This is a genomic window from Halobaculum saliterrae, assembly GCF_009831625.1.
Taxonomy (GTDB): Archaea; Halobacteriota; Halobacteria; order Halobacteriales; family Haloferacaceae; genus Halobaculum; species Halobaculum saliterrae.
The window spans coordinates 438,292-463,805 of record NZ_WUUS01000001.1 but is presented as its reverse complement, the minus strand read 5'-3'; the positions used below and the strand labels follow the sequence as shown (position 1 = coordinate 463,805).

Below are 25,514 nucleotides of genomic sequence, written 5' to 3'. Positions count from 1 at the left end.
CTTCCGCCGCCGCCGACACCGTATGTCCGCGTCGATCGCGTCGACGTACTCCGCGGTGTTCGCCCCCGAGCTGTTCGTGCTCCTGTGTGGACTGACGGCCGTCTGCTACGAGTGGTGGCGGTCGACCCGGCGGTCGTGGACCGGGATCGCCGCCCGGATCGCCGTCCTCGGACTCGGCTGGGCGGTCGCGTTCGTCGTCTACCTGGGGGTCCCACGGCTCCTCGCCGCGGCGCCCGCGTGGACGACGGACGCCACCGGAAGCGTGGGGCTCGGGGTCGGGCTCTCGGTCGTCTGGGGCTGGTGGCGGCGTGCCGACTGGGGGTCGATCGTCCCCGACTACGCGCTCCTGCTCGTCGCCGTGACCGTCCCGCACCTCCTGATCACGCCCCTGTGGGACGTGTCGAGCCACGTCCTGTACGCGGTGGTTCCGGCCGGCTTCCTCGCGCTCGTCGACCGGCGCGCGGCGCCGCTCGTGCTCGTCGCGCTCGGGATGGTCGTCGCCCGTCCCCTCGCGGGCGCCCACACCTGGGGCGAGTCGCTCGGCGGGCTGGCGCTCGGCGTCGCGGCGCTTGCGGCGTACGAGTCGGTCTCGAACCTCGATTCCATGTCGCCGACCGCGTAGCCGCCGATATCTCCCGCCGCGCCGCGGGTGGCGTCCACGCTCGGCCCGCCGACGCGGCGCTTGCCAGCGTTTAAGAACGGCCGCGAGCGAGTGGCACCAACAGCATGGTCGAGCCGATCCTCAAGTGGGCGGGGGGCAAACGCCAGTTGCTCTCCGAGATCACGGCTCAGTTTCCCGCCGACTTCGAGCGCTACCACGAACCGTTCGTCGGCGGCGGCGCCGTCTACTTCCACCTGGAGCCGGAACGCGGCTCGATCAACGACCTCAACGACCGGCTGGTGACGCTGTACGAGGTCATCCGCGACCGCGATCCCGAGGACCTGATCGCGGAGAACGAGACGCACGAACACGACGAGGACTACTACTACGACGCCCGCGACGAGTTCAACGACCTCCACGAGGTCGACGACAAGACCGACGACCAGCGACTCCGTGAGGCCTCGCTGTTCCTCTATCTGAACCGAACGTGTTTCAACGGGCTCTACCGCGAGAACAACAGCGGCGAGTTCAACGTCCCCGTCGGCCGCTACGCGAACCCCGACTGGGTGCAGGCGGAGCGGATCCGCACGCTCCACGAGGTGTTGCGGGACACGACGATCCACAACGAGGACTTCGAGTACGTCCGCGGGGAGGCGGACGCCGGGGATCTGGTCTACTTCGATCCGCCCTACGAGCCCGTCTCGACCACGGCGAACTTCACCGACTACCACGCCGAGGGATTCGACAAGGACGACCAGAAACGGCTTCGGGACCTCGCGGTCGACCTCGACGCGAACGGCGTCTCGGTCGTCATCTCGAACTCGCCGCCGGTCGCGGAGTTGTACGAGGAGTACGATCAGTTCACCGTGACCGTCGTCGGCGCGACCCGCTCGATCAACAGCGACGGGGACAACCGTGGGGAGGTCGCCGAGGTGTTGATAACGAACGTCCCGGACGCGGAGAAGCGGCGCACGACGCTCTCGGAGTACAACTAACGCGTCCGTGCGGCCCGGACTCGCGGGACTCGGGGGCGACCGTCACCGGAGTCGCCCCCGACTCGGCCCCGCTCCGCCGCCGTGGCCTACTCTTCGTCGCCCGCGGACTCTACCTCGTCGCCGGCTTCCTCGATCTCCTCCTCGATCGGCGCGTTCGGCGCGTGTCGCTTCACGCCGTTCACGGCGTCGAGGGCCTTCGACCGGCCCGTGTACCCCTCGCCCGACGTTCCGAGGATCGTCCCGTTGCGGTGACGCAGGCGCCAGCGGAACTCGCCGCCGGCGTCCTCGTACACCTCGATGGCCGCGGTGGCCATCGTGAGTCGGTCGGCGTCGGGGGTGTACTCCTGAACGCGCTCGATCGCGTCCGTCAGCTTCGACCGGGAGCTGTACCCCTCGCCGGAGTCCGCGATGGCCTCCCCGTTGGCGGCGACGAGCCGCCAGCGGTGGCCGCCCTCGGCGTCCTCGAACGTCTCGAACCGGACGCCGGAGTCGGCGTCGACGGCGGCGTCACCGACCACGTCCTGGACGCGGTCGGCGGCTCGGCGGGCGTTCGACCGACTGGCGTAGCCCTCGCCGGAGTCGCCCAGGATGTTCCCGTTCCGGTGGACGAGTCGCCAGCGGAACTCGCCGGCCGCGTCCTCGTACACCTCGATCCCCGCCGGATCGAACTCCAGGTAGTCGGCGGGACCGATGGCCGACCGAACCGACTCGATCCCGTCCCTCGCCGACGACTTCGAGGAGAAGCCGCGGGTCGCCGCCGCGATGGTCTCGCCGTTGTCGTGCCGGAGCCGCCAGCGGTACTCGTCGTCGGTGTCCCGGTACAGTCGGAACTGCGCGTTCGGCTCCTCGGCGACCGGCTCGACGATCGGCTCGGGGTCCTCCTCGTCGCGCTGCCAGACGACCGCCGCGCCCAGCGAGTTGCGCTTGACGCTGCGCATTCCGCGGCGGGCGGTCCGGTCGGAGCTGTACCCCTCGCCGGAGGTCGCGATGATGTTGCCGTTGCGGTGGACGAGCCGCCAGCGCCACTGCCCGGACTTGTCGCGGTACACGTCGAACGTCGCCGAGCTCTTCGAGAGCGCGTTGACGTGTGAGGCCGCCGCGTTCAGGTCGTCGCGCACCGACGCCGTCTCCTCGCGTGCGGCGGCGGTCTCCTCGCGTACAGCCGCGGTCTCCTCGCGGGCGGACTCGGCCTCCGCGGCCGCGCTCTCGGCCTCCGCCCGGGACTCCGTCAGCTCGGACTCGAGGGCGTCGATCCGGTCGTCGCGCTCGGCGACCGCCGCCTCCAGTTCCTCGATCCGCCGGTCGTCGGCCACGTCGTCGGATCGGGCGTCGGCCAACTGCTCCTCGACGGCCTGGCGCGCGCGGCTCTGCCCGACCGAGATGGGTGCGAGCGCGCCCGAGAGGGTGATGAGCGCCAGCCCGAGGGTGTACACCGCGACGACCCCCTGCGCGCTCCCCGAGCCGAGCGCCCACTGTCCGGGGAAGACGGTCAGGAACCACGCCATCGCGGCGAGACAGACGAGGAGCCCGACGTACACCAGCAGCTTCGCGGTTCGGTGGAACGACTGACCGACCACGAGCCCGGAGAAGGCGGTCGCGAGTCCGACACCAGAGAGGAGGTACGCGATCCCCCGGGTTCCGGTCCGCCCCGCCCCCATCGACGTGAGGAACACCGCCATCCCCACGACCGCGACGACGGTCCCGGCGACGAACAGCCAGTACCCGTACACCTCGTCGGTGGTGAACGGGTTCCCGAACCGCTCTCGATACGTCGACACCAGCACGCCGCCTCCTGATTCGCTCATGTTACTGGCTACCGCTTCACAGTGCCGTTCCTTCAAACTATGTTTCAGACCGTCCCCGTCCCGATCGAACGCCCGATGGACGGCATCGCGATACCGTCCCGGTCTTCGCCGGTGCCACAGCTACCGGGGACCCCCGGAAACTCGGCCTCCCGCCGATCCCGAACGGGCCCGAGGTGACCGATCGCGCTCCGACTCGACGCTCCGTGCGGAACGGGACCGCGAACGTGCTCCGATCCGGAGCGGGAACCGCGGGTATTTTTACGGGCACACTCGTAGCCCGGGATATATGTTCAAGGCCATCGTGAGCGCGTCTACCCTCCGCGACGCGCTCGACTCGGTGAGCGTGCTGGTCGACGAGTGCAAGATCCGGCTCAACGAGGACGAACTCGCGATCCGCGCCGTCGACCCGGCCAACGTCGGCATGGTCGACCTCACGCTCGAGGCCGCCGCGTTCGAGTCCTACGAGGCCGACGGAGGGGTCATCGGGGTCAACCTCAACAGGCTCGAGGACATCGCCGGGATGGCCGACTCCGGCGACCTCATTCAGTTGGAACTCGACGAGGAGACCCGCAAGCTCCACATCCACATCGAGGGGCTGAGCTACACGCTCGCGCTCATCGATCCCGACTCCATCCGACAGGAGCCGGACATCCCGGATCTGGACCTCCCGGCGGAGATCGTCGTCGAGGGCGCCCAGATCGCCCGCGGGATCACGGCCGCCGACATGGTGTCCGACCACATCCGCCTGCGCGTCGACGAGGCGGAGGAGGCGTTCTTCATCGAGGCCGAGGGCGACACCGACGACGTCGACCTCCGGCTCGACCGCGAGGACCTCATCGACCTGCAGGCCGGTCCGGCCGACTCGCTGTTCAGCCTCGACTACCTCAAGGACATGAACAAGGCCATCCCGAAGGACGCGGAGGTCCGCGTCGAGCTCGGCGAGGAGTTCCCGGTGAAGCTGCACTACGAGTTCGGCGAGGGGATGGGGCAGGTCACGTACATGCTCGCGCCGCGCATCCAGAGCGAGTAATCCCTCGCATCGGGATCGACGACTTTTCGGCCGATTCGACCGCGCTCCAGCGCGTGACGATCGCCATCTGGTTCGACCTCGACGGCACGCTCGTCTCGTTCCCCGACTACGGGAGGGTGCTCGCGACCGCCTGCGAGGCGGTCGGGATCGGGGACGCCGACGCGTTCGCGGCCGCCTACAACGACGCCTTCTTCGAGTACTTCGGCGACCTCACGCCCGAGCCGTATCGCCGGGCGGCCGCGGACGCGCTCGCGACCGTCGACGCCGACGCCGCTCCCGAGTCGTTCGTTACGGCCGTCCGCGACGCGGAGTACGACGCCGTCGAGACGCCGCCCGCGGTCCGAGAGACGCTCTCGACGCTCGCGGCCGCAGACGACGTCGCGGTCGGCGTCTGTACGAACGGCGTTCCCGAGTGGCAACGCCGAAAGCTCCGCGATTCGGGGCTGGTCACCCACGTCGACGCGACGGTCGTCAGCTACGAGGCCGGGGCACACAAGCCCGCCCCGGAGCCGTTCGAGCGAGCCGAGGCGCTCATCGAGGCGGACCGTCGGGTGATGATCGGTGACGGCGAGGAGTCCGACGTGGCCGGCGCCCGAGAGCGCGGATGGGAGGCGGTCCACGTCGACGGTCCCGCGGACGTTCCGGCCGCGGTCGACTCGGTTCGCTGAGCTGCCGTCGGCGGATCAGTCGGTCGGTGGATCGGGAGGCCGCCAACCACGTCGGGCGGTTCAGGTCGGCTCGTCCCGGGCGGCGCGCGGGACGCCGACCGCCCCCGACACGAGGGCGGCGCTCAGGAGGCACGCGGCGGCGGGCGCGAACGCGAAGCCGACGGTGACCACGGCCGCGAGCGCGACGCCGGTCATCGCCAGCGCGGCGCCCCACAACAGCCGCCCGCTGTCGGTCCACGCGGCGCCCGACCCCACGATGGCGGCCGCGGCGGCGCCCGCGGCCGTCAGGGCCGCGAAGACGTCGAGGAACGGTCGCGGGGAGGGGATCGCCGCGGCGGCGCCGATCGCGGCCGCCGTCGCGAGGGTGCTCAAGAGTCGACTCGTCGCTCGCTGCGGGGTGGAGGGTCGCCCCGGGTGCATACCGGACGGTCGCCGCCCGAGGAGTAATATCCCCGGGGACGTTCCCGCTCGGCCGCCGAGCGCGGCGGGACCCGTCCTGATCCGGTCCCCGGCGGGCTTCGAGATCCGTTTCCGGCGGCCTCCGCGAGCGCCCCCGAACGGCCGCTCACCACGCTTCCATCGACTCTGTCACCCCACCGCGAGACAGCACCCACACCACCGGAACCAGCAGCACCGCCCCGGCGACGAACGGCGACCAGTACGCGAGCACGTACGCCGCGGCGGCCGTCGGCGGGCCGACGGTCCGGCCGAGGCTCCCCGCCCCCTGGGTGACGCCGAACGCCGCCCCCTGCGTCTCGTCGCTCGCCCGCTCGGACACCAGCGTCGACAGCGAGACGTTCAGCGAGCCGTTGCCGAACGACAGCAGCGCGCCCACCCCGAACAGCGCGACGGTCGGTCCGGTGAGGACCGGCCCGGTCAACAGGCCGTCGCCGGTCCCGCCGGGCAGCGGAAGCAGGCCGCCGACTTCCGGCGTGAACGGGAGGATCGCGAGCGACGCCGCCAGCGCGGTGCCGCCGATCACGGCCAGCCGGACCGCGCCGAGGCGGCGCTCCAACGGCCCGACGAGCGCGCCCTGATTGATCGTGCCGAGCACGCCGATGTACGTGAGGAACACGGCCGCGGCGGTCGCGTCGTAGCCGTAGAAGTCGGCGGCGAACGGGATGAACATCACCTGGATGCCGGCGAACGCGACCGAGGTGACGAAGTACGACGCGACCAGCGGCCGGAGCGCGTCGTCCGCGAGCGCCGAGCGGAACTGGCCGACCAGCGACCGTCGGCTTGCGCTGCCCCGTCGCGTACGCTCGGGCTCTCGAAGGACGACCACGGCGGCGCCGGCCGCGAGGAACGACAGCCCCGCGGCGAGGAAGCTCGGGAGCGTGAACCGCGTCGTCGGAACGACCGACGGGAGCAGCGCGTCGGCGGCGGCGACGACCTGATCGCTCGCGGCGACGCCCCCCAGCGCGGGGCCGAACACGAACCCCAGCGAGAAGGCGGCGCCGACGAGCCCGAGCGCGCCGGCCCGCCGCTCCCGCGGGGTCACGTCGGCGATGTACGCCTGTGCGGCGGAGATGTTCCCGCCGGCGGCGCCCGCGAGCGTCCGCGAGAGCAGCAGGGTCGCGACGGCGGCCGCGGAGCCGGCGACGGAACCGATCTCGGTCGCGAAGCCGAACACCAGCCACGCGACCCCGGCCATCGCGACCGAGAAGGCGATCACCGGCTTCCGGCCACGCTCGTCGGAGATCCGCCCGAGCGTCGGCGCCGCGAGGAACTGCGCGAGCGAGTAGGCGGCGGCGATGAGCCCGATGAACACGTCGCTCACGCCGAACGAGCGGACGTAGAAGGGAAGGATCGGGATGACGACGCCGAAGCCGAGCAGGTCGAGGAAGACGACGGCGATCACGACCGCGACCGCGCGGCGGGACCCGCCGGCGGCATCGTCGTCGTCGTCGTCACCGGCCGGGGACTGGTCGGGAGACGCGGGCACACCGGACCGACGGCCGGCGGGGACTTATCCGCCGTGGTGAGTTCTCACGGCGGGACGTTCGCCGGGTCCGCATCCGCTCCCGCCGACGCCCGCCGACCGCGCCGCGGCGGCGTTCCGCGGCGCGGCCGCCGGGCACCTCCCCGAACTCAGCCGTGACGCTCGATCACGCGCTTCGCTGCCTGCGCCTTCTCCTTCCACCCGTAGCCGGCCTCGTACACGTGGCGCTTGCTGTCGACGAGCTGTTCGGGACTCGACTCCTCGAAGCCGCCGCGCTCCCACGTCCCCGAGCGGTGGAGCCACTCGACGACGTTCTCCCGGGTCTCCGCCCACGAGAGGCCGACCATCTCGTACCACGCCACGAGCGCGAACACGGCGTTGTCGTGGCAGCCGGGGTAGCTCCCCTCACGGTAGATGGTCGCCATCGGTTCGCGGGTGGGCTCGGACACCTCCTCGCGGTAGCGCTCGGCGGTGAGCAGCTCCAGCGTGTCGCCGTTCTCCTCGACGCGCCCCTCGCGCCGGAGCAGGTCCAGCGCGGCGCGGTGGAGGCCGGACCACTCGTCGTGGACGGCGTGTTGCAGCGCGGACTCGCTGACGGGGCCGTCCACGAGGACCGTCAGGAGGTCCGTGTACGCCTGCTCGACGTGGTGCCACTCGGTCCCCTCGAAGTCGCAGCCGGCGTCGTGCAGGCTGTTCGTGGTGCGACAGCCGGGACAGGGGTACGCGAACCGGGGCACGAGTATCGTGTGTTGTGTGGGTCGGCGGCTTAGGTGTCGTGGTTCCGTTCGATCCGCCGGCCGAGCCCCGGAAGCGATCCCTACTCGTCGACCGACGCCACGCCCGTCACCTCGAACCGGGCGCCGCCGTCGCGACCCTCGGTCGCGCGGATCTCCCAGTCGTGGGCGGCGACGACCTGCTTGACGATCCGGAGCCCGAACCCGGTCCCCTCCTCGCTCGTCGAGTAGCCCGCCTCGAACACCGACTCGCGCCGGTCGGCGGGGATCCCGACGCCGTCGTCCTCGACGAAGAAGCCGCCGTCCAGCTCGCCCACGGTGACGGTGACGCCGTCGCCGCCGTGTTCGACCGCGTTGCGGATGAGGTTCTCGAACAGCTGTCTCAGGCGTCGGGCGTCGGCGAGGATCGGCCGATCGAGCTCGACGACGAGCGACGCCTCGCCCGTCTCGACGTTCGCCCAGCACTCGCGGACCGTCGACCCGGGATCGACCGGCTCGATGTCCGCCGCCGTGTCGTCCTCGCGAGCCAGCGCGAGGAGGTCCTCGATCAGCGCCTCCATCCGGTCGTGTGCGCGCTCGACGGCGTCGAAGTGCTCGTCGGCGGGCTCGTCGCGGGCGAGGGCCAGCCGGCCGGTCGCGACGTTCAGCGGGTTCCGGAGGTCGTGGCTGACGACGGAGACGAACTCCTCGAGCCGCTCGTTCTGTCGGCGGAGCTCGTCGCGGCTCTCGCGGAGGCGGCGCTCGCGCTCGCGTTCGTCGAGCGCCGTCTCCGCGGCCGTCGTCAGGATCCGGGCGAGGAACTCGTCGGTCGAGTCGAACGCGTCCGGGGCGGTCTCGCCGACGGAGACGGTCCCGTGAGTGCCCATTGGGAGCAGCATGAGGCTCCGGAGACCGCTCCCGGCGTCGACCGCCCCGGTGTCGGCCTCGATGTCGTCGTACACCCGGACCTCGTCGGCCTCGAAGCTGGCCCAGTTGAGGCTGCCCGAGTCGTCGGCGAACGGTCGGCGCTCGGGGATCACGTCCGCGACCGCGTCGGACTCGGCGACCGGAACCAACTCGCCGGCGTCGGAGTCGAGGAACCGAACCACGATGACGCTGAAGCCGAGGATCTCCTCGGCGGCCTCGACGACCCGATCGGCGATCGCCTGCCGCGAGTCCGCCCGGATGAGATCCTGTGTCGCGTCGTGCAGCAGTTCGAGCCGGCGCTGGCGGTCCCTGAGCGTTCCCTCGCGGACCACGCGATCGAGTGCGGCCTCGAGGTAGTTCGCGAGGATCTCGACGAGGAGGACGTCGGTCTCGGTGAACGCGTCGGCGGTCGTCGACGAGATGATGAACAGGCCGTGGTCGCCGATCGGATGGAACAGGACGCTCTCGGCGGGCGTCTCCTCCGTTATCCGGTCCGTCTCGGACACCGACCGGACGTACGTCGACTCGTCCGCCCGGAACGCCTCCCACGCGAAGTGCGCCCGAGTGCCGGGCGTCGCCGATCGATCGTACGTCGGAAGCTCGTCGAACGCCGCCTCGACGGTGTCGGCAACCGAGGTCGGCTCCAGTCGGTCGCCGGCGTCGTTCAGGAGGTGGACGGAGCTCAACTCGGCGCCGATGATCTCGTCGGCGGCGTCCGTCGCCAACTGCGCCGTCTCCTCGACCGTCTGGGTGTAGTTGAGCGCGCGCGAGCGCTCCCGGAGGCGCTTGAGCTTGTGGTCGCGGCGCTGGCGGTCGGACACGTCGCGACTGCTCACGAGGAACCGGTCGGCGCCGGCGAGGTCGAGCCGTCTGACGTGGATCGTGACGGGGAACGTGGACCCGTCCTTCCGGGTGTACTCCCCGTCGAGTTCGCGTCGATCGCCGACCTCCATGTCCGCCCAGATCTCGTGTGCGGTGGTCCGATCGAGGGTCCGATCGATCTCCCACACCTTCATCGACGTGACCTCCTCCTCCGTGTATCCAGTCTCCGCGAAGAACTGGGGGTTCGCGTCGAGGACGTTCCCCTCGGCGTCGTGGACGTTGATCATGTCCGGCGACTCCTCGAACAGCGCCTCCAGCCGGGCGGTCGTCTGTGTCAGGCGGTCCTCCCGCTCCTTCCGCTCGGTGATGTCGGTGATGAACCCCTCGAGCGCCTCCACGCTCCCGTCGTCCGCGTACACGCCGCGGCCCCGTTCCCACACCCACTTCGTATCCCCGTCGCGTGTTCGGATCCGATAGGTGACCTCGAACGCGCCGTCGGCCGCGAGCTCCTCCTGCACGGCGTCCCACATGGCCTCGCGGTCGTCGGGGTGGATGATCTCGGTACCCCACTCGACGTCGTCGGACTCCAGCTCCGCCGCGGTGTACCCCGTCAGCGCCTCGGCCTCGCCGTCGACAGTCTCCATCGGCCACGTCGGCTCGTTGCGACAGCGGTAGACGAGTCCCGGGAGGTTTCCGATGAGCGTCTCCAACCGGCGGGTCCGCTCGGTCAACATCCGACGCGACTGGGTCGCCTCGACGGCGTTCACGATCCGATTCGCGAGCAGCGCGTACTGGTCGCTGCCGGCCCCCTTCTGGAGGTAGTCGGTCACGCCCGCCGAGATCGCCTCGCTCGCGATCTCCTCGCTTCCCTTGCCGGTGAACAGCAGGAACGGCAGATCGGGATGGTCCTCGCGGACCGCCCGGAGGAACTCGATCCCGTCCCTACCCGGCATGTCGTGATCGGACACGACACAGTCGATGTCATCGTCGGCCAGCACGTCCAGCCCCGCCTCGGCGTCGGTCGCGCCGCGGACCTCGATCCGGTCGTGTTCGCGCTCGAGGAACGTCGAGACCAGCTCGGTGAACTCCGGCTCGTCGTCGACGTGGAGCACTCGTATCGGGTCGGGAGTGTCGGCCATGGGAACCTGGTTCTGTCGCCCAGAGACACCGGAAGAACTTAAACGATCGTCGTCGCCGTATCGACCCCGAGAACGGTCGTCGGCGCCGCGTGAGCGGTGTGCCATCTCCGGGCGGGTCAGATCCCTGTCCGGAGCACCGGTTCCCTGTTCGAACCGGAGGTATCGGTTGCTCGCTCGGGGGCGCAACGGTGCCGTGGAGCGCCGAGTTTTAAGCACGCGCCGGGTGAACGACGGTACGATGCCCGGATTCGACACCATCGTCGTCGCCACCGACGGCTCCGACAGCGTCTCGCGTGCCGTCGAGGTCGCGCTCGACCTGGCCGAGCGGTTCGACGCCGCGGTACACGCGCTGTACGTCGTCGACAGCGGCGAGGTCGACTCCTCGCCGGAGCCGGTGCGCGAGCAGATGCGCAACGCCCTCCAGGAGCGCGGCGGCGAGGCCATCGTCGACGTGCAGAAGCGCGCCGGCCGCGACGTGACCGCCGTCGTCCGCGAGGGCCGCCCCGCCAACGAGATCGCCGACTACGCCCGCGAGATCGACGCCGACCTGGTCGCCTCCGGCACCCGCGGGCGCCACGGCGAGAACCGGTTCCTCATCGGCTCGGTCGCCGAGCGGGTCGTTCGGACCTGTCCCGTCCCGGTGCTCACGGTTCGACAACTGGCCGGCGAGGACGCCGACGGGTACGGCGACGCGCCGGCCTGAGGCCGGGGGCGCCCCGGCGGTCGGCTACGAACCGGCGTCGTCCACCCGCGACGGCGACTCGAACACGAAGTACACGAGCGCGACCGGGAGGACGGCGATCGCCGCGGCGATCGGAACCGCCGCCCAGTTCCCGTCGTATCCGGTCGCCGCGGCCTCCGCGGCGACGGTCGCGACGACGAGCGCGACGAGGAGGTACTTGAGGTCCACGAGGTGGGCCACGAGATCGGGGTCGGCCATCGTCGATGACCGACACGCCCGCTCGGAAAACGGTAGCGGCCGCCGCCACCCGCGACCACGGACCGACGCCGTTCTCGCCTCCGAAGGCTCCGCCTCGACCGGGTCACGTCGCACACCACCGCTGTTTTCACCGCTCACCGCGACCCCCGAATATGGACGACGAACTCATCGAGAGCGACACCCTCCCGCTGGAGCGCAAGTCGCGGCTCCCCGGGACGGGCTTCTTCTATCCGGACTCGCTGGACGAGGACCGATCCGAGGAGCGCGCGAGGGAGGCCATGGAGGGCGCCGAGGCGGTCGTGATCACCGACTCCGACGCCGACGGACTCGGCTGCATCGCGCTGATCCGCGAGGCGTACGACGCCGCCCTCGACCCGACGCCGTTCGAGGAGCGCCGCCGCGCGAAGCTCGACGGGACCGACGAGGAAGGTGAGGACGAGGAAGACCGAGAGGACGACCGCCCGGAGTCGTCGGTCGCGCTCCTTCCCTCGGGCCCCCACTCCTTCGAGGAGGACCTCGGCTACGTCGCGGAGTTCCTGGAGGAGGGAACCGACGTGTTCGTCTGCGACATCTGCCCCGACGCGTTCGAGTACATCGCCGAGGACCTCGGCGCGGTCGTCGACCGAGCGGGAACCGTCCGCTGGTTCGACCACCACCAGTGGGACGAGGAGCTGGCGGCGTCGGTTCGCGATCTGGGGATCGATCTGGTCGTCGGCGAGAGCGACGAGGAGTGTTCGACCGACGTGACGCTCCGGTCGCTCGACTACGACTTCGGCGACCGCTTCCACGAACTGGCGGTCGTCACCCGCGACCACGACCTCTGGCTGAAGGAGGACGAGCGATCCGACGACCTCGCCGACTTCGCCTACTGGACCGGCGGCGAGGAGTACGCGGCGATCGTCGGCGCCCACGGCGTCGACCTGCCGCCGGTCGCGATGGAGTACGTCGAGGAGCGCCGCGTCGAGAAGCGCCTGCTGATCGAGAAGGCCGTCGACCGCGCGGTCGAACACGAGGTGGGCGACTGGTCGGTCGGCGTCACCTACGGCCGGTGCTCACAGAACGAGGTCGCCGACGCCCTGCGCGAGCAGGGCATGGACGCGGCGGTCGTCGTCAAGCCCTCGGGCTCGGCGTCGATCCGCGGCTCCGACGACTTCGAGCGCTGCCACGAGGTCGCCGGCCGGGTCAACGGCGGCGGCCACCCGAAGGCCGCCGGCTGTAAGCCCGACGTCTACGACGACATGCTCGACTACGGACACCACTGGACGACCGAGGGGGCGACGGCGAAACGCGTTATCCTTCGGGCGTTCGAGTCCGTCGCCGACGAGGCGGCGGCGGAGAACGCGGCCGACGCGGCCGAGTAAGTCGCCGTAGCGGATCGGCGGCCGTCGAGACGGCGCTCACCCGGTATCGGCGGATCGGGCCGGGTCCCGCTCGACGCCGCTTCGATCGGAGTCCCTTTGTACGCGCGGCCGCTCCGTTGAGCGGACGGCACGGTCAGGCGGCACCTTTCACCCAGGTGGGTCACCCCGCCGCGGGTACCGTCGACTGACCTACCCCGTCGCTCTACACTCGTGAGCGACGGCCCTCGACGACGCCGCGGGGTCTCCCGGCCCGACCCGTTTCGACCTCGGCGCCAATCGCCCGGAACTTCCTGTCTCAGTCCTCGACGGTCGGGTTCTCGCTGTACTCGCTCATGACCCACTTGTGCGAGTAGTCGGTGCCGCACGAGCAGTGCGCGTACGCGTGCATCACGTCGCCCTCGGCGTACAGACCGCCGACGCCCTCGTTCTGCTCCTCGGCGAACGCGAACACGAACTCCGCTCGATGGGTCGCCTCGGGATCCTCGGCCGCGTCCGGACACTCGCCGCCGCCCAGATCGGGGTAGACGACCCCGTCGCGGTCCATCGCGCCCTTGGCGAACTCCATCGGGTCCATGCCGGTGCCGGCGGCGAACGCCTGGCGTCCGTCCTCGCCGGGGAGCACGAGGACGACTCCCTCGTCGACGGCCTGGCCCATGTTGGCGATCTTCCCCTGTTCGTCGAGGTGATCGTGCGTGAGATAGATCGCCACGTCCTCGAGGCGTTCGCCAGCGAGGAACTCCGCGAGCTTCCCGTCGTTCACGGCACGGTCCGCGGCGTCGGCGCCATCGTCGGCGTCGTCGGTCATACCCCGAATCGGCGCGCGAGTGGGATAAGGTCGTCCGTCGCGGGTCGGAACCGGCGCGGTCGCGCCGCTCGACCGGCCGCCCCCCACTACCATCGGTGATATCTGTAGGTGAACGGGTTTACGTGTCCGCCGAGAACGCTTCGACAATGAACCAAGAGAACGACGAGATCACCGTTCTCTACGTCGACGACGAGCCCGACCTGTTGGAGCTGCTCGTCATCGGACTCGAGCGTGAGTCGGACCGACTGACGGTGGTGACGGAGACCACGACGGCCGATGGACTCGACCGCTTCGGCGACGGCGACGTGGACTGCATCCTCAGCGACTACGCGATGCCGGGGGGAACGGGTATCGAGTTCCTTCGGTCGGTCCGCGAGATCGACCCGGACGTCCCGTTCATCATGTTCGCCGGGACCGGGGACGAGCGCGTCGCGAGCGAGGCCATCTCCGCGGGCGTCACCGACTACGTCATCGAGGAGGCGATCGGGGGCCAACACGAACTGCTGGCGCGGAAGATCACCACGTACGTCGACCGTCGTCGGGCCGAGCAGCGCGCCCGACGAACCGACGAGCGGCTCCGCGACCTCGCCGGGGTCGCGAACGACGCCCTCTGGATGTTCTCCCCCGGCTGGGACGAGCTGTTGTTCATCAACGAGGCCCACGAGCGGCTGTTCGGACAGCCTACCGAGGAGCTGTACGCCGACCCCGAATCGTTCCTCGACCACGTCCACCCCGACGACGTCGACCGCGTACGGCAGACGATGGAACGCGCCTCCTCCGGGAACTCCCAGAGCGTCGAGTACCGCGTCCACAAGTCCGAGTCGGTGGTCGTGTGGCTGGAGTCACACTGCGTCCCCATCACGGACGACGAGGGCTCGATCCAGCGGCTGACGGGGTTCACGCGGGACATCACCGACCGGAAGCGGCACGAACAGGACCTCGCCAGCAGGAACGAGCAGCTCGACGGCTTCGCCTCGACGGTCGCACACGACCTCCGGAACCCGATCAACATCGCGGACGGCCACCTCGGCCTGGCCCGCGAGCAGTTCGACAACGAGCACCTCGAGGCCAGCGCCCGGGCGGTCGTCCGGATGGAGGAGCTGCTCGAGGACCTGCTGTCGCTGGCACGCACCGGCGACGAGATCGGCGACACCGAACCGGTCGATCTCGCCGAGGTCGTCCGGGCCGCCGAGGACAACGTCGCGATGGCCGAGGCGACGCTCGCGATCGAGGACACGGCGACGATCGAATGTGATCCGATTCGGCTCAAGGAGGCCGCCGAGAACCTGCTTCGAAACGCGATCGAACACAACGAGGAACGCGTCGGCGTGACCGTCGGAACGCTGTCGGACGGGGGATTCTTCGTCGAGGACGACGGCGTCGGGATCCCGCCCACCGAGCGGGAGCCCGTCCTCGAGAACGGCTACTCCACCACCGAGAAGGGGACCGGGTTCGGGCTCTCGATCGTCGATCAGGTGATCAGTGCGCACGGGTGGGACATCGCGGTGACGGCCAGCGACGCCGGCGGCGCCCGGTTCGAGGTGACCGGCGTCCCGCTCCTCGACGGGTGACGACGCGGGCGGGCGTCGGCTCCCCGGGCTACTCGTCGTACAGCGAATCGGCGATGTCCTGTAACCCCTTGTCGGGGCGCTTCGTCACCGTGTAGACGGCGCGCTCGCCAGGGACGCGTAGCCCGTAGAGGTAGCCCGGATCGACCTCGTCGAGGTCGACCGGGTCGCCGGGGTCGCGGTCGTGCTCGCGGGCCCACTCGACCAGCCGGTTCTCGACGTCGCCGCCGGTCCCGCGGGTCGCCTCGCGCATGCGCTTGCGGTCGTCGTAGGCGCCGCGCACGAGCAGCCCCTTCGAGTCGCTCGTCACCTCGGCGTGGCGCTGGTCGCCGTCGAGAACGAGCCGGATCTCGTCGCCGGCGGAGACGGCGGCCTCTTCGGGGATCCGCAGGCAGGGGAGCCTCGTGCCGCCCGACCGTGCGAGGCGCGCGCGAAACGCGGTGACGTCGTCGGCGTCGCTGGCGAGTCTGTCGCTCATGAACCTGAAAACGGTGACCGCGTTACTCCTCGTCGTCGTCCGCGTCGGCGTCGGCCTCCTCGTCCTCCTCCGGCTCGTCCTCGCCGAGCGCCTCGGCGATGGAGCCCTCGACGCGGGCGTTGATCTGGACGGTCTCCTCGGAGATCTGGCGGCCGCGGACGGTGACGCGCTTGCGCTCGCCGTCGCGCGAGGGCTTGTAGCCGACGCCGCCCGCGAGCAGGAGCTCCTTCAGTTCGCTGCCGGGAACCTCCTCGCGCATCGGCCGGCCGGCCTTGTCGGAGCCGCCCGTCAGCGTCAGGTCGCCGTCGACGTCGACGGCCGCGCCGTCGACCTCGTCGCCGATCTCGCGACCGAGGAATCGGTTCGCGTCCTGCCCGTCCACGTCGAACTGCCGCGTGTCGCCGGTGTCGTCGCCGACGACGATCTTGAACTCAGCCATTACGGGGTACTGCTCGGCGGTGAGAGAAAAGACCGTCGAAAGCGTGGTCCGAGGCCGTGAGGCCGAGGACCACGGTGTTCGGCGGCGCGCTCGCGGGCGCGCCGCCCACAGAGAAAGCGTAGCCGAGAACCGGAGGTTCGAGGCCACGGCCACGTGCGGCGAGGTCTTCGTGCCGAGCCGGGGAGGAATGAACGCGTTGTCAGAGACCGTGAGGCGGACTCCCGCCGTCCCGGCCGCCGTCGATCACCCGAGGCGAACGGGGTCATCGCTCTCGGCGATCCGCACGTCGACCTCGTCGCCGACGGCGAACGTCGGGTCGCCAGCTTCGGGTCGGGTCACCAGTTTCACGCCCGCGGCGGCGTCGGCTCGGGCGGCGAACAGCGACAGCCCCGTGATCCGCTCGCCGTTCGCGAGCACGTCCACGTCGGCCCAATCGACGTGGCGACCGGTCCGGTCGCCGACCTCGTCGCCGAGGAACGATACCGGCTCCCCGTCCGTCCCGCCGTCACCGTCGATGTCCCCGTCGAGCACACCGCCCCCGGTGTAGTGCGCGAGGCCGCCGTCGAGCGGGCGGCCATCGTCGGTCGTGACGGCCGTGAAGTCCGCGGCGACGCCGTCCGTGGGGGGCGCCGTCGGCGCGTCGAGCACCGCGTGGCTCGGGCCCGTCTCGACGACCGTCCCGGTGCCGTCCCACGGGAGCGCCGTCACGTCCGCGTCGGCGACGAGCGGAAGCGACCCCGACGCGCGATACGGATTCCTCCCGTGCTCGCGGAACTCCAGGTGGACGTGGTTGTCGACCCAGCGGCCGAAGAAGCCCGACCGGACCATCTCCCCGAGGGGGTCCCCGACGGCGACCCGGTCGCCCGCTTTGACCGCCGGATCGACGTGGAGCACGCGCGCCACGTGGTCGCCGGCGTCGATCACGATCAGGTGGTCGTGGTCGACGGCGTACTCGCGGTCGGGACAGCCGACGGTCCGGGTGTCGAGCACCTCGCCGGCGACGGGCGAGAGACCGGCGTTCGACTCGGGGTACAGGTCCACCGCACACGCGCTGTCGTGGGCGGGATACGGCGAGTTGTACAGCGAGAACATCCGGTAGCGAGCGAGCACCAACTCGGGGAGTGCGACCGGCGCCGGCGTGTCCCGGTCGCCGCCGTCCGCCCGCGACAGATCCCCCGGCGACTCCTCCATACTCGCCGCAGGCGACGCAAGCGCTTAGGCGACCCGACTCCGAGCGACGGGCGTGACCGACGAGCGCCGAGGCGGCGAGGGTCGCGTCCGGGTGTATCGCGGCCGCCGATCGGACCGCGATACCGACCGCGCCGCGACCGCCGCGATGCTCTCGGCGGCCGGCGAGTCGGGCGTCCCCTCCCTCCGGGTGTGGACGCCCGGCCGATCGCTCGCGTTCGGGCGCCGCGACGCCCGCGCCGACGGCTACGACCGCGCGACTGCGGCGGCCCGCGAGCACGGGTTCCCGCCGGTCGAGCGCTCCGTCGGCGGCCGGGCGGTCGCGTACGCCGAGTCGACGCTGGCGTTCGCCCACGCGATCCCGCTCGACGACGCTCGGGCCGGCCTGAACGACCGCTACGGGGACGCGGTCGCGACGCTCGTCGCCGCCCTCCGCGACGCCGGCGCCGACGTGGAACGGGGGGAGCCGCCGGCCTCGTACTGCCCGGGCGACTACTCCGTCCGCGTCGTCGGCGGCGGCAAGGTCGCCGGTATCGCCCAGCGTGTCCGGCAGAACGCCGCGCTCGTCTCGGGGTGCGTGACCGTCGCCGAGCGCGGGCCGATCCGGGCGGTGCTCGCCCCCGTCTACGACGCGCTCGACGTGCCGTTCGACCCGGAGTCGGTCGGCTCCGTGGCGCAGGCGGGCGGTCCCGCCGATCCGGAGGCGGTCCGCGACGCCATCGAGGCCGAGTTCGTCGCCGATCGCGAGGCAGAAGTACGGGACGTGGCCGATCTCTCGGCGCGCGACGACTGATCCGCCGAACTTACGCCCGGCCACCGCGCATCTCCGCCAATGAGTACGCTGTTCACCGACGCCACGCTCGCGGACGGCCGCGTCCGCGACGTGCTGGTCGAGGGGGAGACGATCGCGCGGGTCGCCGACGCAGGCACGCTCGACCCCGCCGACGCCCACGAGATCGTCGACTGCGACGGGAGACACCTCCTCCCGGGCGCCATCGACGCGCACGTTCACTTCCGCGAGCCGGGATTCGCCCACAAGGAGGACTGGCACACCGGGTCGCGCTCGGCGGCCGCCGGCGGCGTCACCACCGTCGTCGACCAGCCGAACACCGACCCGCCGACGGTGACTGGCGCGGCGGTCGACGAGAAGATCGACCTCGCGGCGAAGTCGCTCGTCGACTTCGGGATCAACGGGGGCGTCACCGCCGACTGGGACCCCGACTCGCTGTTCGAGCGCCCGCTGTTCGCGCTCGGGGAGGTGTTCCTGGCCGACTCCACCGGCGACATGGGCATCGAGGCGGACCTGTTCGCCGACGCCGTCGCCCGCGCGGCGGCCGAGGACACGGTCGTCACCGTCCACGCTGAGGACGCCGACCTGTTCGACCGGGCGGCGCTGGAGCGTGCCGGCGACGGAGTCGGCCGCGACGCCGACGTCGACGCCTGGAGCGCCTACCGAACCGCCGAGGCCGAGGCCGCCGCCGTCGAGCGCGCGCTCGCGGTCGGCGCCGACTCCGGCGCCGCCATCCACATCGCCCACACCTCCACGCCCGAGGGGATCGACGCCGCCGGCGACGCGGGCGCGACCTGCGAGGTGACGCCGCACCACCTGTTCCTCTCTCGCGCGGACCTCGACGACCTCGGCACCTTCGGCCGGATGAACCCGCCGCTCCGGAGCGAGGAACGACGGAAGGCGGTGTTCGAGCGCGTCGCCGACGGCACCGTCGACATCGTCGCCACCGATCACGCGCCCCACACCCGAGCGGAGAAGGACGCGAGCGTTCGGGACGCACCCTCGGGCGTGCCCGGCGTCGAGACGATGCTCCCGCTGCTCCTGCGGGAGGTTCGCGAGGGCACCCTCGATCTGGAGCGCGTGCGCGACCTCGTCGCCGCGAACCCGGCGGCGATCTTCGACGTGCCGGGGAAGGGGCGGGTCGCGGAGGGCGCGGACGCCGACCTCGTGCTCGTCGACCTCGACTCGACCCGCGAGATCCGCGGCGACGACCTCCACTCGAAGTGCGGATGGACGCCGTTCGACGGCCGCGAGGCCGTCTTCCCCGAGTTGACGCTCGTCCGCGGACACGTCGCCTACGACGCTCGCGGCGACGACGAGGCGTTCGGGGACGCGATCGGCGAGAACGTCCGGCGGTAGCCGTCGCCGGCGACACGTCCAGCGCTCGGCCGTCGCCGTCGCGGCTCCACACGACAACGGTTTTCCCCCCGCGCCGCCGCCGGTGGTGTATGGCCGGCAGCCACCCGCTCGCTGGATACACCGAGTTCTGGGACGACGTGATGGCCGACATGGAGGCCACCGCCGAGGAGTACCGCGAGGCGGGCTGGGACGTGCTCGAACTCCACCCGGGCGACGTGACGCCCCTGCCCAACGTCTCCACCGACGGTACCGGGATCGAGGTGGACCGAACCGGGTTCGACGTGCTCCTCCCGGGCGACGAGTTCTCCGCCGCACAGGAGCTCGTCGAGGAACTGACGGGGACCGACGGGACCGCGGCCGCCTTCGACGAGTACGACGCCTACCGCGCCCAGCAGTCGGAGGTGGTGTTCCTCGTCGTCGTGATGAAGGCCGAGGCCGCGGGCGAGGCGGTCGCGTTCCCGCTGTACTACGCCGAACGACAGGCCGAGCCGATGCTGGAGCGCGCCGAGGCCGCGGGCGAGTTGCGCGCCTACCTCCGCCCGCTCGACGACTCCGAACGCGTCGTGTTCTCGCTCTCGGACCCGGGGACCCTGTACCCCGAGGACTGGGGCGAACCGACGGACGAGGAGTAGCCCGTCCCGGATCGGGTCGCCGCCGCGGTCGCCGGTCGGTGGCCGGTGGCTGGTGGACGGACGGTACGCGAACGCGCGATCCGCTACGCGAACGTCACGTCCGCCAGCGCCGCCGTCTCGCCGAACAGCCAGTCGGCGTGGTCGACGGCGTACTCGCGGTGGTCCTCGGTGATGTACCCGAGCGCGTCCTCGACGACGACCGGCCGGTAGTCGCGCAGGCCGGCAGAGCCGGCGGTGTGGAGGACGCAGACGTTCGCCAGCGTCCCGCAGATCACCAGGTCGTCGACGCCGCGGGCGTCGAGCCACCCCTCCAACTCGGTGTTGTGGAACGCGTCGTACGTGTGCTTCTCGACGACGTGATCCGCGTCCTCCGTCGGGAGGTCCTCGACGAGTTCCGCGTCCCAGCTCCCCTCGACGACGTGCTCGCCCCAGCGGTCGAACTCGTCGTAGTAGTGGGCGTCCTCGAACTGCTCGGGCGGGTGGACGTCTCGGGTGTAGACGACGGATGCGCCGGCGTCGCCGGCGCGCTCGACGAGCGTTCGGACGGGCTCGATCGCCGCCTCGCTGGGCTCGGCGTAGAGGGCTCCGTCGGGGTGACAGAAGCCGTTCTGCATGTCGACGACGACGACGGCCGTTCGGGAGGGATCGAACGCGTCCTGTCCGGAACTCATACCCGACTGTTGGTCCCGGGATCGTAAAACCGATCGGCGATGTCGGGGTGCGGCGTCGGCGCTCCGCGTCCGACGGCCGGACAAGGTACTTCACCCCCCGGGCCAATGCGGAGATATGCGACGATCGGCCCCGTCCCCGCTCTCGCGACTCGGCGCCCTCGTGCTCGCGCTCGCGCTCGTGTGTACCGCCGCGGCGCCGCCGCTCGCCGCGGCGGCGTCCCCCGCGGCGGACTCGGGGACCGACCGGCTCGTGAACGGAAGCGTGACCGCGGCCCAACAGGAGGCCCCGCCGGATCCGGACTCCGACGTGATCGGGTGGGAGGACGGCTACTGGCACAACGAGAGCATCGACGTCGACCAGTCCGACGGGCTGAGCGACGAGGAACTCGACGCGTACGTGGCGCGTGCGATGGCCCGCGTCGAGTACCTCCGCGAGGCGGAGTTCGACGGCGAGGTTCCGGTGTCGGTCATCACCCGCGAGGAGTACCGCAATCGGAGCTCCGGCGGCGGGGGCGGCGACGCCAACCGGACCGAGTACAACCGCTGGAACGACCAGGTGTGGGAGGGGCTGTTCATCGTCGGCGAGTCGACCGGCTCCGGCGACGCGATCGGCGAGACCACCGGGTCGTCGGTGCTCGGCTTCTACTCGCCGACGCGCGACGAGATCACGGTCGTCACCGACTCGCCGGACTCGCCGACGATCAACAACGCGACGTTGATCCACGAGCTGGTCCACGCCCTGCAGGACCAGCGCTACGACCTGACGAACGAGACCTACCGGGCCTCCACTCAGGACGGTGACCTCGCGATCGACGGCGTCGTCGAGGGCGAGGCGAACTACATCGAGACGAACTACGCACAGCGTTGCGGCGAGGAGTGGGAGTGCGTCGACACGCCGCAGGCCGGCGGTGGCGGCGGTGGCGGCGGCGGTGGTCCCAACCTCGGCATCCTGTTGACGTTGCTCAACCCCTACTCGGACGGGCCGGTGTACGTCAACGAGATCATCGAGGAGGGCGGCTGGGACGCCTTCGAGAAGCGCTTCCAGGACCCGCCGGTCTCCTCGGAACAGGTGATCCACCGGACCGACGAGACGCCGCGACCCATCGAGTTCACCGACGAGGGAACGAACGGCTGGAGTACGTTCCCCCGCGACAACCCGCGGCTCGGGCAGAACGGCTCCGACACCGTGGGTGAGGCGTCCATCTACTCGATGTTCTGGTACCAAGCGCGCGAGTACCAGGCCGACACGATCAACCCGAACGGGCTGTTCCAGACGAGCGGTCCGTACGACACGTACAACTACGACTCCGAACCCTCGAACGGGTGGGCCAACGACCGGCTGTTCCCGTACCGTACCGGCGAGGGCGACGACGCCGAGTACGGCTACGTGTGGATCACTGAGTGGGACACCGAGACCGACGCACAGGAGTTCCACGACACGTACCTCCGGATGCTCGAAGCCCACGACGTCCGAGAGACCGACCGGGGCTACTACGTCGTCCCCGACGGTCCCTTCGCCGACGCGTTCCTCGTCCGCCTCGACGGCGAGCGAGTCACGATCGTGAACGGGCCAACCGTCGAGGACGTCCGGGACATCCGGCCGACGCTCGAACCGGCGCAGGCGGACACGCCGGAGGACGGCGACGGGACGGACGCGACGGCAACGGCAACCGCCGCCGACGGCGATGACGCCGGCGACGACACCGGCGACAACGCCGACGCCGGCGACGACACGTCCGGCACGACGGAGGTCGGGGGCGCCGGCTTCGGCTTCGGCGTCGCCGCCGTCGCGGTGGCGGTCGCGGGGATCCTGGCCCGACGGCGACGCTGACGCGGCTGCCCGCGCGGGTCATCGCTTCCCCGCCGGGAGTCCGTGCCGTGTCCCGCTTCCTTCGGCCGAACGCTTTTCGCGCCGGGTCCCCTCCCTCCCCGGACGACCGTGCGTCCCGTGCTCCCCGTCCTGCTGGCTGCGATGCTCGTGCTCGCCGGCTGTAGCGCACCCACCGCGGGCCCGGCGCCCGACGACGATGACGACTGGTCGTACCCCGACGACCCGCCGAGCGACCGCCTCGGCTGGGAGGCGGGCGTCTGGTGGAACGAGTCGATCGAGGTGAACCAGAGCGACGGGCTCTCCCCGGCCGAGCGCGAGGCGTTCGTCGCCCGCACGATGGCCCGGATCGAGCGGGTCCGCGGGCTGGAGTTCCGCGAGTCGGTGCCGGTCGAGGTGATCTCCCGCGCCGAGTACCGCGAGCGGTCGGTGTTCTCCGGGGACCGACCGGAGGGGTACGGCGCGTGGCACAACCAGGTGTGGGAGGCGGCGCTGATCGTCGGCGAGGATCGCGACGTCGCCCGGGAGTTCGACGCGCTGTACGGCGGATCGGTTCAGGGGTACTACACGCCGTCCGACGACCGGATCGTCGTCGTCTCGGACGCCGAGGACCCCCGGATCGACCGCGCGACGCTCGCCCACGAGCTCGTCCACGCGCTCCAGGACCAGCACTTCGGCTTCGTCGGCACGCGCTCGCGTGACGCGGGGCTCGCGCACAACGGCCTCACCGAGGGCGACGCCCGCTACGTCGAGACGCTGTATCTCGATCGGTGTGCGGCCGGCCCCGGCAACGAGAGCGCGGCCGGCCCCGCCGGCTGGGCGTGCGTCCCGCGACCCGAGCGCGCGGGCGGGGGAGGCGAGAGCGGGAGCGACCCGGTGAACCGCGGGCTGTTCGCGTACGTCTACCAGCCGTACGCCGACGGTCCGGCGTTCGTCCACCGCCTTCGCGAGCGCGGCGGGTGGGCCGCGGTGAACGCCGCCTACGACGACCGGCCCGTCTCGACCGAGCAGACGATCCACCCCGAGCGCTACCCCGAGGACCGCCCCGAGGAGGTCGCGGTCCCCGACCGCTCGGGCGACCGCTGGTCGCGGTTCGACCTCGGCCGGCCGAGCGAACGGCTCGGCGAGGCGGGCCTGTTCGCCATGTTCTGGTACAACGACTACGCCGCCGACGGGTACCGGACGGGCGACCTTCCGTACTCGACGCGCAACTACACCGCGGCGCCGGCCGACGGCTGGGCGGGCGACCGTCTCGTCCCGTACCGCCGCGGCGACGGCGACGACGCCGCCTACGGCTACGTCTGGGCGATCCGGTTCGACGACGACGCCGAGGCGAGGGAGTTCCGTCGGTCGTACCGCACGATGCTCCAACTCCGCCTGGGCGCCCGCGTCGTCGACCGCGAGGCCGGCGCGTATCGGATTCCCGACGGCCCGTTCGCCGACGCCTTCCGGATCGAGCGCGACGGCCGGAGGGTCGTGATCACGAACGCGCCGACCGTGGCCGGTCTGGACGCCGTCCACGACCCGCCCGACTGACCGCCCCGACGCCCGCACCGCGTCCAGCGGATGGCGTGACTTTTTGCGTCGTCCCGGCGAACCCGGGGACATGACCTCCCCGTCCCCCGGGTTCGACATCGTCGGGGCCGACGCCGTCCGCGACGGGTCGGCGACGGACGCGTACTTCGAGCGGACCGTCGAGACGCTTCGCCACGCCGACCGCAACCCCACGGTCGTCGCCGAGGTGACCGCCGACCAGTTCCCCGACGGCGACTTCGAGCTGTTCGCGGGCGTGAAGGACGCCGCCGCGCTGTTGGCCGACCACGCGGTCGACGTGGACGCGGTCCCGGAGGGAACGCTGTTCGACGGCGGTCCGGTGTTGCGAATCGAGGGAACGTATCTGGAGTTCGCGGCGCTCGAGACCTCGCTGTTGGGCTTCCTCTCGCACGCCTCCGGGGTCGCCACGGCGGCGCTGGAGTGTCGCCGCGCGGCTCCCGAGTCGACCGTGCTCTCCTTCGGTGCGCGCCACGTCCACCCCTCGATCGCCGCGATGGTCGAGCGGAGCGCGCTCGTCGGCGGGCTCGACGGCTTCTCGCACGTCGCCGCCGGCGAGGTGCTCGGCCGGGAGCCGTCGGGGACGATGCCGCACGCGCTGCTCATCTGCTTCGGCCGCGGCAACCAGGAGGACGCCTGGCGCGCCTTCGACGAGGCCGTCCCCGAGTCGGTCCCGCGGATCGCGCTGTGTGACACCTTCTCCGACGAGAAGGACGAGGTGATCCGGGCGGTCGAGACCCTCGGCGACCGCCTCGACGGCGTCCGTCTCGACACCACCGGCTCCCGCCGGGGCGACTTCCGCCACATCGTCCGCGAGGTACAGTGGGAGCTCGACGCCCGTGGCCACGGCGACGTGGACGTGTTCCTCTCGGGCGGACTCGGGCCGACCGAACTCCGGAGCCTCCGGGACGTGGCCGACGGCTTCGGCGTCGGCGGCTACGTCTCCAACGCCGACCCGGTCGACTTCGCGCTCGACATCGTCGAGGTCGACGGGGAACCCGTCGCCAAGCGAGGGAAGCTCTCCGGGGTGAAGGAGGTGTACCGCACGCCCGACGGGGGCCACCACGTCGGCCTCCGCGGCCGCGACGGCCCCGAGGGGGGCGAGTCGCTCATGGAGCCGCTGATCCGCGACGGCGAGATCGTCCGGGAGTTCGACATCGACGACGCCGCCGGACGGGCGTCGGCCGACGCGGACCGGGTCGCGTTCGGCGGGGACTGACGGCTTCGGGGAACCGCCGACGCGGCCGCACGGCTCGCGGAGA

General features: G+C 71.3%; 24 protein-coding genes. 13 read left to right on the top strand and 11 right to left on the bottom strand.

The genetic code is table 11. From position 1 onward, the window contains the following. The first annotated feature begins 22 nt into the window (after positions 1 to 22). Together GRX01_RS02290 and GRX01_RS02285 are read left to right on the top strand one after the other, a co-directional pair. Positions 23 to 622, top strand: a complete 600-nt coding sequence (locus GRX01_RS02290; protein ID WP_159662961.1) for a hypothetical protein — start codon at positions 23 to 25, stop codon at positions 620 to 622. Between the two features lie 104 nt (positions 623 to 726). After that, positions 727 to 1,596, top strand: a complete 870-nt coding sequence (locus tag GRX01_RS02285) for a DNA adenine methylase (protein WP_159662959.1) — start codon at positions 727 to 729, stop codon at positions 1,594 to 1,596. A gap of 86 nt (positions 1,597 to 1,682) precedes the next feature. Here the strand turns inward: GRX01_RS02285 and GRX01_RS02280 are convergent, their stop codons facing one another. Next, entirely contained in the window at positions 1,683 to 3,401 is a 1,719-nt protein-coding gene (locus GRX01_RS02280) for a YegP family protein (RefSeq protein ID WP_159662957.1), read from the bottom strand. Between the two features lie 286 nt (positions 3,402 to 3,687). Here GRX01_RS02280 and GRX01_RS02275 point away from each other — a divergent pair, with 286 nt between their 5' ends. Next, positions 3,688 to 4,431: a DNA polymerase sliding clamp gene (locus GRX01_RS02275; RefSeq protein WP_159662955.1), complete on the top strand. Its 744-nt coding sequence runs from the start codon at positions 3,688 to 3,690 to the stop codon at positions 4,429 to 4,431. A gap of 53 nt (positions 4,432 to 4,484) precedes the next feature. Beyond that, the gene (locus GRX01_RS02270; protein WP_159662953.1) at positions 4,485 to 5,099 is read left to right on the top strand and encodes an HAD-IA family hydrolase; all 615 of its coding nucleotides are present in this window, start codon (positions 4,485 to 4,487) and stop codon (positions 5,097 to 5,099) included. Positions 5,100 to 5,159: 60 nt separating this feature from the next. On the opposite strand, the gene GRX01_RS02265 is transcribed toward GRX01_RS02270, so the two are convergent. From GRX01_RS02265 to GRX01_RS02250, 4 genes are all read right to left on the bottom strand, one after another. Beyond that, positions 5,160 to 5,471, bottom strand: a complete 312-nt coding sequence (locus GRX01_RS02265; RefSeq protein ID WP_159662950.1) for a hypothetical protein — start codon at positions 5,469 to 5,471, stop codon at positions 5,160 to 5,162. 193 nt (positions 5,472 to 5,664) lie between these two features. Further along, a complete protein-coding gene (locus tag GRX01_RS02260; protein ID WP_321167871.1) occupies positions 5,665 to 7,044 on the bottom strand; it encodes an MFS transporter in 1,380 nt (459 codons plus the stop codon). Between the two features lie 146 nt (positions 7,045 to 7,190). After that, positions 7,191 to 7,778, bottom strand: coding sequence for a DUF7474 family protein (locus tag GRX01_RS02255; RefSeq protein WP_321167870.1), 588 nt, complete (start codon positions 7,776 to 7,778; stop codon positions 7,191 to 7,193). A gap of 80 nt (positions 7,779 to 7,858) precedes the next feature. After that, positions 7,859 to 10,642 (bottom strand): hybrid sensor histidine kinase/response regulator, encoded by a 2,784-nt coding sequence (locus GRX01_RS02250; RefSeq protein WP_159662948.1) that lies wholly within the window; start codon positions 10,640 to 10,642, stop codon positions 7,859 to 7,861. Positions 10,643 to 10,880: 238 nt separating this feature from the next. Here GRX01_RS02250 and GRX01_RS02245 point away from each other — a divergent pair, with 238 nt between their 5' ends. Beyond that, positions 10,881 to 11,345, top strand: a complete 465-nt coding sequence (locus tag GRX01_RS02245; protein ID WP_159662946.1) for a universal stress protein — start codon at positions 10,881 to 10,883, stop codon at positions 11,343 to 11,345. 24 nt (positions 11,346 to 11,369) lie between these two features. On the opposite strand, the gene GRX01_RS02240 is transcribed toward GRX01_RS02245, so the two are convergent. Continuing rightward, the gene (locus tag GRX01_RS02240; protein ID WP_159662944.1) at positions 11,370 to 11,582 is read right to left on the bottom strand and encodes a hypothetical protein; all 213 of its coding nucleotides are present in this window, start codon (positions 11,580 to 11,582) and stop codon (positions 11,370 to 11,372) included. 152 nt (positions 11,583 to 11,734) lie between these two features. Here GRX01_RS02240 and GRX01_RS02235 point away from each other — a divergent pair, with 152 nt between their 5' ends. After that, on the top strand, positions 11,735 to 12,943 hold the full coding sequence (locus GRX01_RS02235; protein ID WP_159662942.1) for a DHH family phosphoesterase: 1,209 nt from the start codon (positions 11,735 to 11,737) through the stop codon (positions 12,941 to 12,943). Between the two features lie 295 nt (positions 12,944 to 13,238). Here the strand turns inward: GRX01_RS02235 and GRX01_RS02230 are convergent, their stop codons facing one another. After that, on the bottom strand, positions 13,239 to 13,748 hold the full coding sequence (locus GRX01_RS02230; RefSeq protein WP_159662940.1) for a DUF5807 family protein: 510 nt from the start codon (positions 13,746 to 13,748) through the stop codon (positions 13,239 to 13,241). 146 nt (positions 13,749 to 13,894) lie between these two features. On the opposite strand from GRX01_RS02230, the gene GRX01_RS02225 reads away from it, so the two are divergent. Continuing rightward, positions 13,895 to 15,319 carry a sensor histidine kinase gene (locus GRX01_RS02225; protein WP_159662938.1) on the top strand — a complete coding sequence of 475 codons (1,425 nt, stop codon included), beginning with the start codon at positions 13,895 to 13,897 and terminating at the stop codon, positions 15,317 to 15,319. Between the two features lie 28 nt (positions 15,320 to 15,347). Here GRX01_RS02225 and GRX01_RS02220 read toward each other — a convergent pair whose 3' ends face one another. The 3 genes from GRX01_RS02220 to GRX01_RS02210 form a co-directional block, all read right to left on the bottom strand. Continuing rightward, positions 15,348 to 15,794 carry a DUF7112 family protein gene (locus GRX01_RS02220; RefSeq protein WP_159662936.1) on the bottom strand — a complete coding sequence of 149 codons (447 nt, stop codon included), beginning with the start codon at positions 15,792 to 15,794 and terminating at the stop codon, positions 15,348 to 15,350. Positions 15,795 to 15,816: 22 nt separating this feature from the next. After that, positions 15,817 to 16,233, bottom strand: a complete 417-nt coding sequence (locus tag GRX01_RS02215) for a 30S ribosomal protein S6e (RefSeq protein WP_159662934.1) — start codon at positions 16,231 to 16,233, stop codon at positions 15,817 to 15,819. Positions 16,234 to 16,476: 243 nt separating this feature from the next. Further along, a complete protein-coding gene (locus tag GRX01_RS02210; RefSeq protein ID WP_201289477.1) occupies positions 16,477 to 17,424 on the bottom strand; it encodes a hypothetical protein in 948 nt (315 codons plus the stop codon). Positions 17,425 to 17,569: 145 nt separating this feature from the next. Between GRX01_RS02210 and GRX01_RS02205 the strand changes: the two genes are divergently transcribed. The 3 genes from GRX01_RS02205 to GRX01_RS02195 all read left to right on the top strand — a co-directional run bounded on the left by GRX01_RS02205 (position 17,570) and on the right by GRX01_RS02195 (position 20,202). Then, positions 17,570 to 18,214: a lipoate--protein ligase family protein gene (locus GRX01_RS02205; RefSeq protein WP_159663293.1), complete on the top strand. Its 645-nt coding sequence runs from the start codon at positions 17,570 to 17,572 to the stop codon at positions 18,212 to 18,214. A gap of 39 nt (positions 18,215 to 18,253) precedes the next feature. Next, a complete protein-coding gene (locus GRX01_RS02200; RefSeq protein ID WP_159662932.1) occupies positions 18,254 to 19,570 on the top strand; it encodes a dihydroorotase in 1,317 nt (438 codons plus the stop codon). A gap of 89 nt (positions 19,571 to 19,659) precedes the next feature. Continuing rightward, positions 19,660 to 20,202: a DUF7529 family protein gene (locus GRX01_RS02195; RefSeq protein ID WP_159662930.1), complete on the top strand. Its 543-nt coding sequence runs from the start codon at positions 19,660 to 19,662 to the stop codon at positions 20,200 to 20,202. Between the two features lie 83 nt (positions 20,203 to 20,285). Here the strand turns inward: GRX01_RS02195 and GRX01_RS02190 are convergent, their stop codons facing one another. Continuing rightward, entirely contained in the window at positions 20,286 to 20,873 is a 588-nt protein-coding gene (locus tag GRX01_RS02190) for a cysteine hydrolase family protein (RefSeq protein ID WP_159662928.1), read from the bottom strand. Between the two features lie 115 nt (positions 20,874 to 20,988). On the opposite strand from GRX01_RS02190, the gene GRX01_RS02185 reads away from it, so the two are divergent. From GRX01_RS02185 to GRX01_RS02175, 3 genes are all read left to right on the top strand, one after another. Beyond that, positions 20,989 to 22,704 (top strand): Hvo_1808 family surface protein, encoded by a 1,716-nt coding sequence (locus GRX01_RS02185; protein ID WP_233740809.1) that lies wholly within the window; start codon positions 20,989 to 20,991, stop codon positions 22,702 to 22,704. Between the two features lie 141 nt (positions 22,705 to 22,845). Further along, a complete protein-coding gene (locus GRX01_RS02180; protein ID WP_159663291.1) occupies positions 22,846 to 24,237 on the top strand; it encodes an Hvo_1808 family surface protein in 1,392 nt (463 codons plus the stop codon). A gap of 70 nt (positions 24,238 to 24,307) precedes the next feature. After that, positions 24,308 to 25,471: a nicotinate phosphoribosyltransferase gene (locus GRX01_RS02175; RefSeq protein WP_159662926.1), complete on the top strand. Its 1,164-nt coding sequence runs from the start codon at positions 24,308 to 24,310 to the stop codon at positions 25,469 to 25,471. Positions 25,472 to 25,514 lie beyond the last annotated feature (43 nt).

Bases quoted from the DNA above. Each gene is read 5' to 3' on its own strand.
- GRX01_RS02290 (WP_159662961.1), top strand. From the start codon at position 23: ATGTCCGCGTCGATCGCGTCGACGTACTCCGCGGTGTTCGCCCCCGAG.
- GRX01_RS02285 (WP_159662959.1), top strand. From the start codon at position 727: ATGGTCGAGCCGATCCTCAAGTGGGCGGGGGGCAAACGCCAGTTGCTC.
- GRX01_RS02280 (WP_159662957.1), bottom strand. From the start codon at position 3,401: ATGAGCGAATCAGGAGGCGGCGTGCTGGTGTCGACGTATCGAGAGCGG.
- GRX01_RS02275 (WP_159662955.1), top strand. From the start codon at position 3,688: ATGTTCAAGGCCATCGTGAGCGCGTCTACCCTCCGCGACGCGCTCGAC.
- GRX01_RS02250 (WP_159662948.1), bottom strand. From the start codon at position 10,642: ATGGCCGACACTCCCGACCCGATACGAGTGCTCCACGTCGACGACGAG.
- GRX01_RS02245 (WP_159662946.1), top strand. From the start codon at position 10,881: ATGCCCGGATTCGACACCATCGTCGTCGCCACCGACGGCTCCGACAGC.
- GRX01_RS02240 (WP_159662944.1), bottom strand. From the start codon at position 11,582: ATGGCCGACCCCGATCTCGTGGCCCACCTCGTGGACCTCAAGTACCTC.
- GRX01_RS02235 (WP_159662942.1), top strand. From the start codon at position 11,735: ATGGACGACGAACTCATCGAGAGCGACACCCTCCCGCTGGAGCGCAAG.
- GRX01_RS02230 (WP_159662940.1), bottom strand. From the start codon at position 13,748: ATGACCGACGACGCCGACGATGGCGCCGACGCCGCGGACCGTGCCGTG.
- GRX01_RS02225 (WP_159662938.1), top strand. From the start codon at position 13,895: ATGAACCAAGAGAACGACGAGATCACCGTTCTCTACGTCGACGACGAG.
- GRX01_RS02220 (WP_159662936.1), bottom strand. From the start codon at position 15,794: ATGAGCGACAGACTCGCCAGCGACGCCGACGACGTCACCGCGTTTCGC.
- GRX01_RS02215 (WP_159662934.1), bottom strand. From the start codon at position 16,233: ATGGCTGAGTTCAAGATCGTCGTCGGCGACGACACCGGCGACACGCGG.
- GRX01_RS02210 (WP_201289477.1), bottom strand. From the start codon at position 17,424: ATGGAGGAGTCGCCGGGGGATCTGTCGCGGGCGGACGGCGGCGACCGG.
- GRX01_RS02205 (WP_159663293.1), top strand. From the start codon at position 17,570: ATGCTCTCGGCGGCCGGCGAGTCGGGCGTCCCCTCCCTCCGGGTGTGG.
- GRX01_RS02200 (WP_159662932.1), top strand. From the start codon at position 18,254: ATGAGTACGCTGTTCACCGACGCCACGCTCGCGGACGGCCGCGTCCGC.
- GRX01_RS02195 (WP_159662930.1), top strand. From the start codon at position 19,660: ATGGCCGGCAGCCACCCGCTCGCTGGATACACCGAGTTCTGGGACGAC.
- GRX01_RS02190 (WP_159662928.1), bottom strand. From the start codon at position 20,873: ATGAGTTCCGGACAGGACGCGTTCGATCCCTCCCGAACGGCCGTCGTC.
- GRX01_RS02185 (WP_233740809.1), top strand. From the start codon at position 20,989: ATGCGACGATCGGCCCCGTCCCCGCTCTCGCGACTCGGCGCCCTCGTG.
- GRX01_RS02180 (WP_159663291.1), top strand. From the start codon at position 22,846: ATGCTCGTGCTCGCCGGCTGTAGCGCACCCACCGCGGGCCCGGCGCCC.
- GRX01_RS02175 (WP_159662926.1), top strand. From the start codon at position 24,308: ATGACCTCCCCGTCCCCCGGGTTCGACATCGTCGGGGCCGACGCCGTC.